The organism is Pseudoxanthomonas sp. SE1, from assembly GCF_029542205.1.
In the GTDB taxonomy this organism is placed as follows: Bacteria; Pseudomonadota; Gammaproteobacteria; order Xanthomonadales; family Xanthomonadaceae; genus Pseudoxanthomonas_A.
In genome coordinates, this window is record NZ_CP113783.1 from 4,110,700 (window position 1) to 4,125,671 (window position 14,972).

The window sequence follows — 14,972 nt, forward strand, 5'->3', positions numbered from 1 at the left end:
CGTGCTGCCGTCGCTGACGGCGCGGCGCCTGCATGCGCAGGGCATCAGCGCGCCCACGGCGGCGTCGCCTGCCGATGTCGTCCGGCACATGGTCGCGATGCAGGCGCAGGACTACCACGCCGCACTCTGGGCCGTCGGCCTGCGCACCAAGGGCGGCACGCTGGCCCAGGTGGAGGACGCGATCGCGCGCGGCGAGATCGTGCGCACCTGGCCGATGCGCGGCACGCTGCACCTGTTGGCGCGCGATGACGTGCGATGGATGGTCTCGCTGCTGGCGCCGCGCGTGCAGGCCGCAAACGCTGCACGCATTTCCCGCGAATTCGGTTTCGACATGCCCACGCTGGCACACGGCCGCCGGGTGATGGAGCAGGCGCTTTCCTCCGGCATGCCGGTCACGCGATCCGAGCTGTATGCACGCATGGAGGCTGCGGGTATCGCGAGCGCGCACCAGCGCGGCCTGCACCTGCTGAACTGGCTGGCGCACGAAAGCGTGGTCTGCCAGGGACCCCGGCACGGAAGACAGCCGACATTCGTGCTGATGGATGCCTGGGTCCCGCCCAGCGCGCCGCTCGGCCGCGACGAAGCCCTGCACCGGTTGGCGCAGCGTTACCTGCTGGGCCACGGGCCGGCGACCGCCGCCGATCTTGCATGGTGGTCGGGGCTGACGCAGAAGGATGCACTGCGGGCGCTGACGCTCGCCGACGCCGCGCTGGAGAAAGAGACGCGGGACGGCACGACGTGGTGGTGGCGTGCCGACGCTCCCGTCACCGCGAAGTCGCGCGCCATCCACTTGCTGCCCGCGTTCGACGAATACCTGATCGGCTACCGCGACCGCACGCCGGTGCTGGATGCCGAGCATACCCGGCGCGTGATCGGCATCAACGGACTGGTGTCGGCCACGGCGATCATCCAGGGCCGCGTAGCGGCGACATGGAAGCGCGCGACGGCCGGCAACAGCGATATCGCGCTCGAACCCCTCCGCGCCCTGGAGGAAGCCGAGCACACCGGCATCCGGCGCGCGGCGCAACGGTGGCGACGCTTCCTCGGCGACGCGCGCTGACGACGCGGCACCGGCCATCGTTGCCGCACCGTCGCGAGCCCGATATCGTCGCCGTCTTCTCCGCCGGATCCTGACCATGCGCCGCCGACTCTCGACGTCCGCCCTCGCCCTGGGCATCGCCCTCTCCCTGCCCGCCCACGCCGACGAAGGCATGTGGATGCCGTCGCAGCTGCCGCAGTTGGCCAAGCCGCTGCGCGAAGCCGGCTTCAGGGGCGACCCGAAGGCGCTGGCCGACGTCACCGCCGCACCGCTGAGCGCGGTGGTGCGGGCGGGGGGTGGCACCGGTGCATTCGTTTCGCCCGACGGATTGATCCTGACCAACCACCATGTCGCTTACGGCGTGATCCAGTACAACAGCAAGCCGGAGCGCAATCTGATCGACGACGGCTTCACCGCCGCCGACCGCGCTGCCGAACTGCCAGCCAACCCCGACTTCCGCGTCCTCGTCACCGTCGGCTACGACAAGGTCACCGACGCGGTACTGAAGGACACCGCCGGCAAGACCGGGCGCGCGTACTTCGACGCCGTCGAGCGCGCCAGCAAGGCCATCGTCGCCGAGTGCGAGCAGGAAGCCGGCGTGCGCTGCAGCGTGGCGAACATGTACTACGGAACGGACTTCTACCGCATCCGCCAATTGGAACTGCGCGACATCCGCCTGGTCTACGCGCCGCCGCGCGCGATCGGCAACTACGGCGACGAGATCGACAACTTCATGTGGCCGCGCCATACCGGCGACTTCACCCTGCTGCGCGCCTACGTGGGCAAGGACGGGAAGCCGGCCGCCCATAGCGCCGACAACGTGCCCTATCGCGCACCTGCCCATCTGTCGCTGGCGAAGGACGGGCCCAAGGCCGGCGACTACGCGATGCTGGCGGGCTATCCGGGCACGACGTACCGGCACCGCACCGCCGCCGAGTTCGACGAGCAGGTCAACTGGACGCTGCCTGCACGCGTGTCCGTGTTCGACCAGCTGATCGATGTGATCGAGACGGCCGGCAAGCAGGACACCGACGCTAAGACGCGCTATGCCGCGCAGCTGCAGTCGCTGAAGAACAATCGCAAGCGCGCGGCCGGCGAACTGGAAGGCCTGCGCCGCAGCGATGCCGTGCGCGTACGTGCGGAGGATGAGCGCGGCATGCTGGCCACCGATGCCGCCGCGAAGGAACGGGCGGACATCGATGCACTGGCCACATCGATCGCCAGCGGCTCGGCCGTGCGCGAGCGCGAACTGCTGCTGGGCCTGTTCGGTTCCCAGTCACAGCTGATGCGCGCTGCGATCACGCTGGAGCGACTGCGCGTGGAATCGGCCAAGCCGGACGCCGAGCGCGAGAGCGGCTACCAGGTGCGCGATCACGCCCTGATCGAAGGGGTCATGAAACAGGTGCAGCGCCGCTATGCGCCGGAGGTGGAGAAGGCCCTGCTCGCGGTCCTGCTGACGCGATACCAGCAACTGCCGGACGCGCAGCGCCTGCCGGGCTTCGATGCCGCGTTCGGTCGAACGCCCGCCGCGCTGGAGCAGTCGCTCGACACGCTGTACGCGAGCACGAAGCTCGGCGACGAAGCCGAACGCCTGTCGCGCTTTGCAGCGGCACGCGATGGCAAGCCACTCGCTGCCGATCCGCTGATCGAGCTGGCCGCGAAGCTGGTCCCGGTGCAGTTGGCCCTGGAGCAGGAGCGCAAGACCCGCGCGGGCGAACAACTGCGTCTTCGCCCGGGCTACATGCGTGCGCTGTTCGCATGGCGCAAGCAGCAGGGGCGCGCCCTGTACCCGGACGCCAACGGCACGCTGCGGGTCAGCTTCGGCAAGGTCGATGGCTTCTCGCCGCGCGACGGCGTGCAGTACACGCCGGTGACGACCGTGGCCGGCATCGTCGAGAAGAACACCGGCAAAGTACCATTCGACGCGCCAACGCCGCTGCTGGATGCGATTGCGAAGGGCGACTTCGCCGGCACCGAAGACCCCGCGCTGAAGACGCAGACGGTCAACTTCCTCACCAACCTGGACACCACCGGGGGCAACTCCGGCTCACCGGTGCTCAACGCACGCGGCGAACTGATCGGCCTGAACTTCGACAGCAACTGGGAGTCCGTGAGCGCCAGCTGGATGTTCGACCCGCGCTACAAGCGCGCGGTGCACGTGGACATGCGCTACCTGCGCTGGCTGATGGGCAAGGTCTATCCCGCACCGCACTTGCTGGAAGAGATGCACGCGCAGTGACGCCCGACGACGATCCACGCCCGCTGGAACCCGAACCGCCGCTGCCCAGCGACTGCTGCAACAGCGGCTGCCCGATCTGCGTGCATGACCTGTATGCGGAACAGCTGCAGCACTACCGCGAGCAGTTGGAGGCGTGGAAGGCGCGGCATCCCGAAAATCTCCTGTAGGAGCGACGTAAGTCGCGACCGCACGCGTTCCGAGATCCAGAACAGGGTCAATCTCGGTCGATGCCGCACTGTCACCGAGAATCTGCGGTCGCGACTTACGTCGCTCCTACAATGGAACGTGACCGCTCACGCCACCCGCGTACGCCGCGCGCGCTCCAGGTGCACCAGCAGCAATGAGATGGCGGCGGGCGTCATGCCGGGGATGCGCTGGGCCTGGCCGATGGTTTCGGGCTGCACGCGGTCGAGCTTCTGCTGCACTTCGGCCGACAGGCCGCGCACGCCGGCGAAGTCGAAGCCGACCGGAATCTGCGTGGATTCGTTGCGCTGCTGGCGTTCGATCTCGTCGCGCTGGCGATCCAGGTAGCCGGCGTACTTCACGCCGATCTCCACCTGCTCGGCCACCTGCGCATCGTCAACGCCGGGACCGATCGACGGCACGGCGACCAGCTTGGCGTAGTCCAGTTCCGGGCGCTTGATCAGGTCGAGCACGTTGGTCTCGCGGCTGACCTGCACGCCGAGCGTATTGGCCACCTCACGGCCCAGTGCATTCGCAGGCGTGGCCCACAGCGCGCTTAGGCGACCGGTTTCGCGTGCGATGGCTTCACGCTTGGCTTCGAAGCGCTGCCAACGTGCGTCGCCCACCAGTCCCAGCATGCGACCGGTTTCGGTCAGGCGCAGGTCGGCATTGTCCTCGCGCAGCTGCAGCCGGTATTCGGCGCGACTGGTGAACATGCGGTACGGCTCCTTGGTGCCGTGCGTGATCAGGTCGTCGACCAACACGCCCAGGTAGGCCTCATCGCGACGCGGCGACCAGGCCTCCTTCTGCTGCACGAAACGCGCGGCGTTGAGGCCGGCGAGCAGGCCCTGCGCCGCCGCCTCTTCATAGCCGGTGGTGCCGTTGATCTGCCCGGCGAAGAACAGACCGGCGACCGCCTTGGTTTCCAGCGAGGCCTTCAGGCCGCGCGGATCGAAGAAATCGTATTCGATGGCATAGCCCGGGCGCGTGATGTGCGCCTGCTCCATGCCACGGATGCTGCGCACCAGTGCCAGCTGCACGTCGAAAGGCAGGGAGGTGGAGATGCCGTTGGGGTAGATCTCGGTGACATCCAGGCCTTCCGGCTCGACGAAGATCTGGTGGCTGGCCTTCTCGGCGAAGCGCACCACCTTGTCCTCGATGGACGGGCAGTAGCGTGGGCCGATGCCTTCGATCTGGCCGGAGTACATGGGCGAGCGATGCAGGGCACCGCGGATGATCTCGTGCGTCTGCTCGCTGGTATGCGTGATCCAGCACGACACCTGGCGCGGATGGTCGGCCACGTCGCCCATGAACGACATCACCGGCAGCGGATCGTCGCCGGGCTGCTCGTCCATCACCGAATAGTCGAGCGAACGGCCATCGATGCGCGGCGGCGTCCCGGTCTTCAGGCGATCAACGACGAAGGCGCCTTCGCGCAGCCGCTGCGCGAGCGCGGTCGCGGGAGGATCACCGGCACGGCCGGCGGCGTACTGCGTCTCGCCGACATGGATCTTGCCGGCGAGGAAGGTACCGGCGGTCAGCACGACGGCGGGCGCATGGAAGGTCAGGCCGGTCTGGGTGACCGCCCCGCGCACGGTGTTGTTCTCGATGACGAGGTCGTCGACGGCGGCCTGGAACAGCGTCAGGTTCGGCTGCGCTTCCACCGCACGCCGGATGGCATTGCGGTATAGCGCGCGGTCTGCCTGGCAACGTGTCGCACGCACGGCAGGACCCTTGCTCGCGTTGAGCGTGCGCCACTGGATGCCCGCCCGGTCGGCCGCCCATGCCATCACGCCACCCAGCGCGTCGATCTCCTTCACCAGGTGGCCTTTGCCGATGCCGCCGATGGCCGGGTTGCAGCTCATCGCGCCCACCGTTTCCACGTTGTGCGTCAGCAGCAGCGTGCGGGCACCGGCACGCGCCGACGCGAGCGCGGCTTCGGTACCGGCATGGCCGCCGCCGATGATGATGACGTCGTAGTGGTGGAAGGTGGCGTTCATGGTGAGTATCCGGTACCTGCGCGGATGTCGACAGGCAATGGCATGGGGTCGGGCGGATCCGGTCTGCCGGGAGGGCAAAGTTGGCACGCTTCCTGCTGTATTCCCGTGCACCCGTCGTGGCAAGCGACCAGGGGCGCCGGGCTGGTAATTGGAACAGGGGCCAGCCATGCGCACGCCGGGGATGCCGAGGGGCCGGTAGTCGGGGGACTACCGGCCCCTTTTTTATATGCGCGCAGGATAGCAGAGACAAGAAAAAGCCCGGCATTGCCGGGCTTTTTGCAGAGGCGCCGACGCCCGGCGGGGCCGGAACAGGGGGGATCCAGATTTCCCCACCGGACGTCGACATTGAACCTTTATTGCCGCTTACGTCAGAAAGCGACGCAACCGGTCAACTGATGTTCGGAGCCTGCGACGACGGCGGGGGGAAAGCAACGGAAGAACCCCCGTCAGGGAGCTGTTTCAGCGCTCCAGCTGACGGGTGGCGTTCTCGGAACGCCCAGAGGACGGTCGCGACGGCGGTGCGGGACGCTCCACCCTGGCTGGTGCCGGGCGTTCCATGCGCTGCTGGGGCCGCTCGACCGCGCGCGGCGCGGAGGGCGAAGAGGTCACTCGGGGAGGACGATAGCCGCCCTCACCCACGCGAGGCCGGTTGGGCGACGGCGTCACGCGCGGCGGGCGGTAACCCCCTTCACCCACGCGCGGCTGGCTGGGGGAAGGTATGACCTGGCCGGGACGATTCGGGACCATCGGCTGGGAACCGCCTTCGCGCCAGCGCCCGGTCGGATCTCGCCACGGCGGCGGCCGGTTGCCGCCTCCCCCATTGCCGGGCGGCTTGGGGGTGTTGTCGCCGGGACGCGGCGGCCTGGGATGGTGATGCGGCGGGTAGTAGGGATAGTGCGAGCCGTAGTAACCGTAGTATGGATAGCCGTAATAGCTGCTGTAGCGGTAGGGACCGCCATAGCCATAACCACCGTACGATCCGACACCACCATAGTAGCCACCGTAGGGGTCGTAGTACTGGGTGCTGGGGCGGCCGTGGTAGTAGCCGCCCGGTGCGGTATCACCCACGTAGTCATAGGTCGCACAACCGCCCAGCGCGAGGCTGGCGAATGCGATGGCGAGAAGAGATGTGCGCTTCATGGCGGAACCCCCGTTACTTTGCTCTTGCAGCATCGGCCCGGCGCATTGAATCAGTGCTTAACCCCGCCGGTACCGCCCATGTGGCGAAAAGCCCGCCAACACAGGGCCCGCGCGCGGATGATGCGTTAACCTTTCTGCATGCCGATGCCCTTGCCTACCTTCGACGACGTCCTCGCCGCGGCCGCCCGTATCGCCCCCCATGCACACACCACCCCCGTCCTGCATTCCAGTGCACTGGATGCCCTGGCGGGCTGCGTGCTCCATTTCAAGGCTGAACCGCTGCAGCGGACGGGCGCGTTCAAGTTCCGCGGCGCCTGCAACGCCGTCTGGGCGCTCGACGACACGACGGCAGCGCGTGGCGTGGTGACGCACTCCTCGGGCAACCACGGCGCCGCACTGGCGCTGGCGGCACGGACGCGCGGCATCGCGTGCCATGTGGTCGTGCCCGAAGGCGCAAATGCCGCGAAGCTGGCCAACATCGCCCGCTATGGCGCCCATCTGCACACCTGCGCGCCGACGATAGCCGCCCGCGAAGCGGCGGCGGAGCGCGTGCAGGCCGAAACCGGTGCCAGCCTGATCCATCCCTACACCCATCCGCACGTCATCGCCGGCCAGGGTACGGCGGCGCTGGAGCTGCTGAACGCCCACGGACCGCTGGATGCGCTGGTCGCGCCGGTCGGTGGAGGCGGACTTCTCTCCGGCACTGCGATCGCCGCGGCGGCGACGGCCGTGGATTGCCGCATCTACGGCGCCGAGCCGGAAGGGGCTGCCGATGCTGCCGACTCGCTGGCGGCTGGCGAGCGCCGGGTGGACTTCGTGCCAGACACGGTCTGCGATGGCCTGCGTGGCGCACTCGGCGAACCCAACTTCACCCTGCTGCGCCTGCACGCCGCAGAAGTGTTGACCGTGCCCGACGCCGAAACGCTCTCCGCGATGCGGCTGCTGTGGCAATGCCTGAAACTGGTGGTCGAACCTTCGTCCGCCATCGCGCTGGCCGCGATCCTGCGGCACCGGGAGCGCTTCGCGGGACTGCAAGTCGGCGTGCTCCTGTCCGGAGGCAACGTCGACCTGGATGCGCTTCCCTGGGAGGCGGCGGCATGAGCACGCGGGGCCGCAAATCGAAGCGTGGCCTTGCGGGCTGGATGTGGCGCCTGCTGTTGCTTGCCCTGGTGTGGCTGGTCGGCGTGGCGGCCTACATCGTGTGGGTGGGGCAGCGGGACGACGCGGCGCGCGCCGATGCGATCATCGTGTTGGGCGCCGCCGCTTACGACGCCAAGCCATCGCCCGTGTTCGAGGAGCGCATCCGCCACGGCATCGATCTGTACAAGCGCGGCATGGCGCCGACGCTGATCTTCACCGGCGGCTACGGCGGTTCGGGCGCGCGCTTCTCGGAATCGCAGGTCGCGCGCCGCTACGCGTTGCGCCAGGGCGTGCCGGAGAAAGCGATCCTGATCGAATCGCTGTCGCGCAATACGCACGAGAATCTGCGCCAGGCATCGCTGCTGATGCAGCAACACAACCTGCACAGCGTCATCATCGTGAGCGATCCGCTGCACATGGCACGCGCGCTGAGGATCAGTCGCGGCCTGGGCGTCCGTGCCGTCGGCTCGCCCACGCCGACCAGCCGTTTCCGCACGTTCGCCACGCGCTGGCGCTTCCTGTTGCAGGAAGTCTATTTCTTCCATCGCGACCGTCTGCCACGCTGATGGCCTGGCGTATCATCGGTGCGTCGCCCCCCCCCGGGAATCCACCATGAAGATCGACGGCACGCGCCGGCAGGATCGCGCCACCGAACTCGTCCTCAGCTACTACGCCGCGTTCAATCGCGGCGATTGGGCGACCATGCTGGCATTGCTGACGGACGATGTGGTGCACGACCTCAACCAGGGTGCGCGCGAGATCGGGCGCGACGCCTTCGCCGCCTTCCTCGGCCGCATGAACGCCAGTTATCGCGAACAGTTGCGCGACATCGTGGTGCTGGTCACGCAGGACGGCCAGCATGCCGCCGCGGAGTACGTGGTGCATGGCGAATACCACCACACCGACGAGGGCCTGCCAGCCGCGAGCGGCCAGACGTACGTGCTGCCGGGCGGTGCGTTCTTCGATATCCGCGACGACCGCATCGCGCGCGTCACCAACTACTACAACCTGCAGGACTGGATCGCACAGGTCGGCGGCTGATTCCATGATGCGCACCCTGGCACCCCTAAGGCGCTGAAGGCACGCGGTCGGGGCTGAAGCCTCTCCTACAGCTTGCGCCGGATCGGGATCTTCGCCAGCGGCACGGCTGCGATGTCTTCACCCTGCCCGCGGATTGGCGCGCCCGGCGGCGGCGCCCAGGCATGGGCATAGATGACATCCCACGTGCTGGGCAGCTTGCCGTCTGCGCGCCGCAGCGGCTCGTACGCATCGGCAGCGGCCGCGAAACGCGCACGCCCGGTCAGCGTATGCCGACGTTGTTGCAGCGCATTGGTCGCACCCATCGCGCGCAACTCACGCATCAGGGCGGGCAGGTCGTCGTAGGTCAACGTGAAGCGGTCGCGATCGAGCACCGGATCGCGGAAGCCGGCCATCATCAGCGCATCGCCGAACTGGGCGATCGGCGGGAACGGACTGACATGCGGCACGGCATCGGCATGCGCGAAGGCATCGCGCAGTTCCTGCAACGTCTCCGGGCCGAAGGTCGAGCACACCAGCAGGCCACCGGGCTTCAATACTCGACGGAATCCATTGAATGCAGCAGGCAGATCGTCCACCCACTGCAGGCTGAGGTTGCAGAACAGTACATCCACGCTGCCTTCGGCCAATGGCAATGCACGCAGGTCGGCGCACACGCGCTGGAACGGCTTCCACCAGCCGGCTTGCTTCTTCGCTTCGCGCAGCATCGGCAACGCCAGGTCCAGGGCGACCACCTGCGCCTTCGGCCAGCGCTTGCGCATCGCAGCCGCCGCGTGCCCGGGACCGCACCCCACGTCCAGCACCACGCTGGGCGCTGCGGCTTCCTGTCCTGTTCGCAGGGTGAAATAGTCCAGCGACTCCATCAACCGCTTTTCCACTTCATGCTGCAGGGCCGCCGCCGCGTCGTAACCGGCAGCGGAACGCGAGAAGGCGCGCCGGATATGGCGTTGGTCGAAGGTGGTCATGCCGCCACCTCCTGCGCCAGCGACTGCATGAAGCGATCGACTTCTTCAGCCACCCGGTCGGCGTGCCCCAGGAACGGCGCGTGGCCGCCCCCGGCGATCTCGACGAAGTGCGCCTGCGGCGCAAGTTCCGCTGCTGTGCGCATCGCCTTCGACGGCACCAGCAGGTCGCGGCGACCGGCCAGCCACAGGCTGGGCACGGACAGCGTCGGCAGCGTCGAACGCATGTCGGATTGTTCCAGCAATTGCAGTCCCGCCTGTAGTGCTTCGGGCGCGGGTTCGCCGCGCGCATAGAGATCGTGCTTCAACGTGCGCAGCTCGCTGCGCGCATGTTCGGAGCCCATGGTGTCCAGCGCGAGAAAGCGCTCCAGGGTGCCCGCATAGTCGTTGCGCAGGTCGGTGCCGAACTGCGCGAACACGCTGGCATCGACCGCGTGTGTCCATGCGTCGCTGCGGACGAAGCGCGGGGTGGAGGCGACCATCGCCAGTCCACGCACCTGCGGCGACCGCGCGGCGGCCTGCAACGCGAACAACCCGCCCAGCGACCATGCCAGCCACGCTGCGGGCGGCGTACTGGCGAGAATGGCTTCGGCGGTGGCCTCCAGCGTCAGCGCGACATCGCTTTCGCGGCTGTGGCCGTGCCCGGGCAGGTCGACGAGATGGAGGGTGTAGCGGTCGGAGAGCCGCTGCACCAGCGGTGCGAACACCCCGCCATGCAGCGCCCAACCGTGCAGCAGCACCAGGGATGGGCCGTTGCCGATGGATTCGATATGCATGCGCGTATTGTCGCCGATCCCGCCCGATGCGGGATCACGCAGACGGGATGGCGCGTCGCGTCAGGCGACGGCCCCGTGCACGCGCTGTACGGCATCCCAGGAGCGCGCCAGCGTCACCACCAGGCCGTCCACGTCCTGCGCCGAGTGCAGCGCGGACAGGGTGATGCGCAGGCGTGCCTTGCCATCCGGCACCGTCGGCGGGCGGATGGCGGGCACGAGGTAACCGGCACTGTCCAGCGCCGCGGACAGGGCCAGCGCATTGGCGTCGCTGCCGCACAGCACCGGCTGGATCGGCGACTCTGACGCCATCAATTGCAGGCCCGCGCGCTGGGCTCCGCTGCGGAAGCGATCCACCAGCGATTGCAGCTTCTCGCGGCGCCAGTGGTCGCGGCGGGCGTGCTTCACCGCAACGCGGGTGGCCGCTGCCAGCGCCGGCGGCAGCGCGGTGGTGTAGATGTAGGGGCGCGCGGTTTCGGCGAGATGCTGGATCAGCATTTCTTCCCCCACGACGACGGCGCCGTAACCGCCAAGCGCCTTGCCAAGCGTAACCAGTTGCAGGGGCACGTCGGCCACGCCCATGCGCGCTTCCGCCACGCTGCCGCGTCCGTCCGGCCCACGCACGCCGACGCCATGTGCGTCGTCGACGAACAGCAATGCCTGCTGCATGCGCGCCACCAGACTCAAGGCGCGCAACGGGGCGGTGTCGCCGTCCATGCTGAAGACACCGTCCGTCACCAGCATCGCCGCGCCGTCCGCCTGCAACTTGAGCTGGCGCAGAGCGCCTTCCGGATCGAGGTGCGGGTAACGCCGCAGCTTGGCTCCCGCCAGTCGCGTCGCATCGAGCAGACTGGCGTGGTTGAGCCGGTCCTGCACGCAGACGTCTCCGTCTTCCAGCAAAGCCTGCTGCACGGCGAGATTGGCGAGGAAGCCGCTGCCGAACAGCAGCGCACGCGGATAGCCCAGCCATTCCGCCACGTCGCGCTCGAGTCCTTCGTGGATGGCATGGTGGCCGCTGACCAGGTGCGATGCCCCGGCACCCGTACCTTCGCGCGCAGCGGCGTCCTGCAGTGCGTTGGTCACTTCGAACTGCTGCGCCAGGCCCAGGTAGTCGTTGCTGCTGAACTCGGTCAGCCAGCGGCCATCGACCTCCACGCGCACGCCATCGCGCCGGCTGACGATGCGGCGTGTGCGCTGGCGCGCCAGCGCCACGCGTTGCTGGCGCTGGGCAAGGATGCGGTCGTGCAGGTCAGGACGGGTCATGGTGTCGGCACCGGATACGAAGGATCTCGTCGGCGGACGCGGCCAGGATGCGGCGACGCCGACACGCCGGTCCGCGATGCCCGCGCCGGCGTGATGGCCTTCGTCCTGCCCCTGTCGTGCCCCCGACTACGCCGCCTGGCCGCAATCCGGCGCAGGGTGGGTGATGTCGGCATGCACCGTACCGCTGCCGGGGGCATCGGTTCTGTGATGGTCGTGCACGTTTTCCACCTGCACGGCCATCGGCCGCAATCCGAGGCGCGCGAACAGGGCCTGGTCACGCGCAGTGTCCGGGTTGCCGGTGGTCAGCAGCTTCTCGCCGTAGAAGATCGAGTTGGCGCCCGCCAGGAAGCACAGTGCCTGCAGTTCGTCGCTCATGGACTCGCGTCCTGCCGACAGCCGCACCATGGAGGCCGGCATCGTGATGCGGGCCACGGCGATGGTGCGGACGAATTCGAACGGATCCAGTTCGGTCGTCCCATGCAGCGGGGTGCCGGCCACCTGCACCAGGCGGTTGACCGGTACCGAATCCGGATGCGCCGGCAAGTTCGCCAGTGCCCGCAGCAGGCCGGCGCGCTGGTCGCGCGACTCGCCCATGCCGACGATGCCGCCACAGCAGGTCTTCATGCCGGCATCCCGCACGTGCGCCAGCGTGTCCAGGCGGTCCTGGTACTGGCGCGTGTGGATGATGTCGCCGTAAAAGTCGGGTGCGGTGTCGAGGTTGTGGTTGTAGTAGTCCAGGCCGGCATCCTTCAACGCGTTCGCCTGCGCGCCGCTCAGCATGCCCAGCGTGGCGCAGGTCTCCAGGCCCAGCGCCTTCACGCCGCGGATCATCTCGGCGACCTTGGGGATGTCGCGGTCCTTGGGCGAGCGCCAGGCTGCGCCCATGCAGAAGCGCGACGCGCCAGCGGCCTTGGCCTGCGCAGCCTTCGCCAGCACCTGTTCGGCATCCATCAGTTTCTGCGCGTTCACGCCGGTGTCGTAGCGCTGGGCCTGCGGGCAGTACGCGCAGTCCTCCGGGCAGCCACCGGTCTTCACCGACAGCAGGGTCGAAACCTGCACCTCGGCCGGATCGAAATGGCGACGGTGCACGGCCGATGCCCGGTGCAGCAACTCGGGGAACGGCAGGTCGAACAAGGCCAGCAGTTCCTCTCGCCCCCAGTCATGACGCAGCACCGGCGCATCGATCGAAATGTGAGAGGACATGATGGCCTTGGGGAATTAGAGTCGGGGAAGTCTGGAAACCGGGACCGGCCCTGTCAACCGCATGGATGCTCTCAAAGTTGACGGTTGGTATCGATGGGCCAGCACACTGCTGCTGGCACCACGCTGCCTTGTCTGCCGCGAACGCGGCGCCAATGGCGTCGATCTGTGCACTTCGTGCAGGAAACAGCTTCCATGGAACCGCTCTTCCTGCCTTCGCTGCGGGCTCCCGATGCCGGCCCCCGGCGAGTGCGGAGACTGCCTGCGCCGGTCTCCGGCGTTGACGCATACCTGCGCCGTTTTCGTCTATGGCTTTCCGCTGGACCGGCTGATCCCGCGCTTCAAGTTCCACCGCGACCTGGCGGCCGGACGCCTGATGGCCGAGTTGATGGCGGGTGCGCTGGGGTCCACACCGCGCCCTGACGCGATCGTGCCGGTCCCGCTGCACGCGCGGCGCATGCGCGAGCGCGGCTACGACCAGGCGCTGGAGCTGGCGCGCCCGTTGGCTGCAACGCTGGACCTGCCGCTGCGCAGCGACCTGCTGCAGCGGGTCCGTGCCACCGCGCCGCAGTCCGAGCTCGATGCCGGGCAGCGCCAGCGCAACCTAGCCAAGGCGTTCGCAGCGCGGAACGAGGCCACCCCTCTGCGGCACGTGGCACTGGTCGACGATGTGATGACGACGGGCGCCACCCTGGAGGCGGCGGCGCGCGCCCTGCGGGGCGCTGGCGTGCAACGGGTGGATGCATGGGTCTGCGCGCGGGCGCCATGAACGGTACGAACGACGTGCCGGGATCATCACCCGGGTCGTGCCGGGCCGCCGTGCGCGCGGCTACGCCGCCAGTCCGGACAGATCCAAGGCCAGGCCGGCGAACACCACGGCCCCCACCCAGTTGTTGTGCAGGAATGCCCGGAAGCATGCTTCCCGTCCCCGGTGGCGGGCGATGACGAACTCCCACGCGACCAGGAGCACGGCGACACCCAGGGCGGCCCAGTAAGCAGGGCCCAGGCCCGCCTGTCTTCCCACCAGGTACAAAGCCACCAGCACCAGCGCATACAGCACGCCCTGGATGACAAGATCGAGATCGCCGAAGAGGATGGCGGTGGATTTCGACCCCGCCCGGATATCGTCCTCACGGTCCACCATCGCATACCAGGTGTCGTAAGCGGTGGCCCACAGGATGTTGGCGCCATACAACACCCACGCCACCGGCGGCACCTCGCCCTGCACCGCGGCAAACGCCATCGGGATGCCCCAGCCGAACGCCAGCCCCAGGTAGACCTGGGGCAGGTAGGTGTATCGCTTCAGGTACGGGTAGCTCGCCGCCAGGAACACGCCGACGACGCTCAGCCAGACGGTGAGCCTGTTCAACGTCAGCACCAGCCCGAACGCGACCAGCATCAGCACGGCGAACACGGTCAGCGCCTCACGCCCACTCACGGCCCCTGTTGCCAGAGGGCGATCACGGGTGCGTTCCACCTGCGGGTCCAGCCAGCGGTCGGCATAGTCATTGATGACGCAGCCCGCCGATCGCGTCAGCCATACCCCGGCGGTGAACACGAACAGCGTCCACAGCGGCGGGACCCCGTCGGCGGCCAGCCACAGCGCCCACCACGTGGGCCACAGCAACAGCAGCACGCCGATCGGACGATCGCCACGCACCAGTTTCCAGTACTGCCCCAGGCGCTCCCGCCAGCGCGGTACAGCCGTCGCTTCAAAACGCTCGTATGTCATGGAGGAAAGGGTAGCAGGCCCGTCGCCAGCCCCGATTCTCCCGGCATGCGCGAGGAAGTGGGCCAATCTGCCGGTTTGCGGCTAGAATGCCCCTCCCGTGCGCCTGTAGCTCAGCCGGATAGAGTAGTGGCTTCCGAAGCCATTGGTCGGGGGTTCGAATCCCTCCAGGCGCGCCATTTCTCCGCGGCATCGACTCGCGCGGCCACGAAAGCGATACCCTCGCAGCGATGGATCCTGGGCTGCTCGCGCATCCACCGCTCTCC

At 68.3% G+C, this 14,972-nt stretch carries 13 protein-coding genes, 1 tRNA gene and 1 pseudogene; 8 read left to right on the forward strand and 7 right to left on the reverse strand.

The genetic code is table 11. From position 1 onward, the window contains the following. Window position 1 precedes the first annotated feature (1 nt). From OY559_RS19280 to OY559_RS19290, 3 genes are all read left to right on the forward strand, one after another. Entirely contained in the window at window positions 2-1,060 is a 1,059-nt protein-coding gene (locus tag OY559_RS19280; RefSeq protein WP_277727905.1) for a winged helix DNA-binding domain-containing protein, read from the forward strand. 70 nt (window positions 1,061-1,130) lie between these two features. Next, complete coding sequence (locus OY559_RS19285; protein WP_277730067.1) at window positions 1,131-3,278, forward strand: S46 family peptidase; 2,148 nt, start codon at window positions 1,131-1,133, stop codon at window positions 3,276-3,278. Further along, a complete protein-coding gene (locus tag OY559_RS19290; RefSeq protein WP_277727906.1) occupies window positions 3,275-3,445 on the forward strand; it encodes an oxidoreductase-like domain-containing protein in 171 nt (56 codons plus the stop codon). The genes OY559_RS19285 and OY559_RS19290 overlap by 4 nt, the downstream gene beginning before the upstream one ends. Window positions 3,446-3,571: 126 nt before the next feature. On the opposite strand, the gene mnmG is transcribed toward OY559_RS19290, so the two are convergent. Together mnmG and OY559_RS19300 are read right to left on the reverse strand one after the other, a co-directional pair. Beyond that, entirely contained in the window at window positions 3,572-5,461 is a 1,890-nt protein-coding gene (gene mnmG, locus OY559_RS19295; RefSeq protein ID WP_277727907.1) for a tRNA uridine-5-carboxymethylaminomethyl(34) synthesis enzyme MnmG, read from the reverse strand. Between the two features lie 825 nt (window positions 5,462-6,286). Further along, a pseudogene (locus tag OY559_RS19300) lies at window positions 6,287-6,601 on the reverse strand (hypothetical protein); the annotation flags it as partial. Window positions 6,602-6,739: 138 nt separating this feature from the next. Between OY559_RS19300 and OY559_RS19305 the strand changes: the two are divergent. From OY559_RS19305 to OY559_RS19315, 3 genes are read left to right on the forward strand one after another with little or no spacing between them, the layout of a single operon-like run. Continuing rightward, window positions 6,740-7,702, forward strand: coding sequence for a pyridoxal-phosphate dependent enzyme (locus OY559_RS19305; protein ID WP_277727908.1), 963 nt, complete (start codon window positions 6,740-6,742; stop codon window positions 7,700-7,702). Further along, on the forward strand, window positions 7,699-8,307 hold the full coding sequence (locus OY559_RS19310; RefSeq protein ID WP_277727909.1) for a YdcF family protein: 609 nt from the start codon (window positions 7,699-7,701) through the stop codon (window positions 8,305-8,307). Before OY559_RS19305 ends, OY559_RS19310 begins: the two co-directional genes overlap by 4 nt. Before the next feature lie 46 nt (window positions 8,308-8,353). Further along, a complete protein-coding gene (locus tag OY559_RS19315; protein ID WP_277727910.1) occupies window positions 8,354-8,782 on the forward strand; it encodes a ketosteroid isomerase-related protein in 429 nt (142 codons plus the stop codon). 65 nt (window positions 8,783-8,847) lie between these two features. Here OY559_RS19315 and bioC read toward each other — a convergent pair whose 3' ends face one another. The 4 genes from bioC to bioB all read right to left on the reverse strand — a co-directional run bounded on the left by bioC (window position 8,848) and on the right by bioB (window position 12,980). Next, window positions 8,848-9,744: a malonyl-ACP O-methyltransferase BioC gene (gene bioC / locus OY559_RS19320; protein WP_277727912.1), complete on the reverse strand. Its 897-nt coding sequence runs from the start codon at window positions 9,742-9,744 to the stop codon at window positions 8,848-8,850. Further along, a complete protein-coding gene (gene bioH, locus OY559_RS19325; protein WP_277727913.1) occupies window positions 9,741-10,517 on the reverse strand; it encodes a pimeloyl-ACP methyl ester esterase BioH in 777 nt (258 codons plus the stop codon). Before bioH ends, bioC begins: the two co-directional genes overlap by 4 nt. 60 nt (window positions 10,518-10,577) lie before the next feature. After that, the gene (bioF, locus tag OY559_RS19330; RefSeq protein ID WP_277727914.1) at window positions 10,578-11,777 is read right to left on the reverse strand and encodes an 8-amino-7-oxononanoate synthase; all 1,200 of its coding nucleotides are present in this window, start codon (window positions 11,775-11,777) and stop codon (window positions 10,578-10,580) included. 126 nt (window positions 11,778-11,903) lie between these two features. Continuing rightward, entirely contained in the window at window positions 11,904-12,980 is a 1,077-nt protein-coding gene (bioB, locus tag OY559_RS19335) for a biotin synthase BioB (protein ID WP_277727915.1), read from the reverse strand. Between the two features lie 61 nt (window positions 12,981-13,041). Here bioB and OY559_RS19340 point away from each other — a divergent pair, with 61 nt between their 5' ends. Then, window positions 13,042-13,746 (forward strand): ComF family protein, encoded by a 705-nt coding sequence (locus OY559_RS19340; RefSeq protein ID WP_277727917.1) that lies wholly within the window; start codon window positions 13,042-13,044, stop codon window positions 13,744-13,746. Between the two features lie 60 nt (window positions 13,747-13,806). Here OY559_RS19340 and ubiA read toward each other — a convergent pair whose 3' ends face one another. After that, window positions 13,807-14,709 (reverse strand): 4-hydroxybenzoate octaprenyltransferase, encoded by a 903-nt coding sequence (gene ubiA, locus OY559_RS19345; protein WP_277727918.1) that lies wholly within the window; start codon window positions 14,707-14,709, stop codon window positions 13,807-13,809. Window positions 14,710-14,808: 99 nt separating this feature from the next. Here ubiA and OY559_RS19350 point away from each other — a divergent pair. Beyond that, window positions 14,809-14,885, forward strand: a tRNA-Arg gene (locus OY559_RS19350). Window positions 14,886-14,972: the final 87 nt, after the last annotated feature.

What these genes read in the sequence shown, in the direction of transcription:
- mnmG (WP_277727907.1), bottom strand. Translation starts at nt 5,461, where the DNA reads ATGAACGCCACCTTCCACCACTACGACGTCATCATCATCGGCGGCGGC.
- OY559_RS19305 (WP_277727908.1), top strand. Translation starts at nt 6,740, where the DNA reads ATGCCGATGCCCTTGCCTACCTTCGACGACGTCCTCGCCGCGGCCGCC.
- OY559_RS19310 (WP_277727909.1), top strand. Translation starts at nt 7,699, where the DNA reads ATGAGCACGCGGGGCCGCAAATCGAAGCGTGGCCTTGCGGGCTGGATG.
- OY559_RS19315 (WP_277727910.1), top strand. Translation starts at nt 8,354, where the DNA reads ATGAAGATCGACGGCACGCGCCGGCAGGATCGCGCCACCGAACTCGTC.
- bioC (WP_277727912.1), bottom strand. Translation starts at nt 9,744, where the DNA reads ATGACCACCTTCGACCAACGCCATATCCGGCGCGCCTTCTCGCGTTCC.
- bioH (WP_277727913.1), bottom strand. Translation starts at nt 10,517, where the DNA reads ATGCATATCGAATCCATCGGCAACGGCCCATCCCTGGTGCTGCTGCAC.
- bioF (WP_277727914.1), bottom strand. Translation starts at nt 11,777, where the DNA reads ATGACCCGTCCTGACCTGCACGACCGCATCCTTGCCCAGCGCCAGCAA.
- bioB (WP_277727915.1), bottom strand. Translation starts at nt 12,980, where the DNA reads ATGTCCTCTCACATTTCGATCGATGCGCCGGTGCTGCGTCATGACTGG.
- OY559_RS19340 (WP_277727917.1), top strand. Translation starts at nt 13,042, where the DNA reads ATGGATGCTCTCAAAGTTGACGGTTGGTATCGATGGGCCAGCACACTG.
- ubiA (WP_277727918.1), bottom strand. Translation starts at nt 14,709, where the DNA reads ATGACATACGAGCGTTTTGAAGCGACGGCTGTACCGCGCTGGCGGGAG.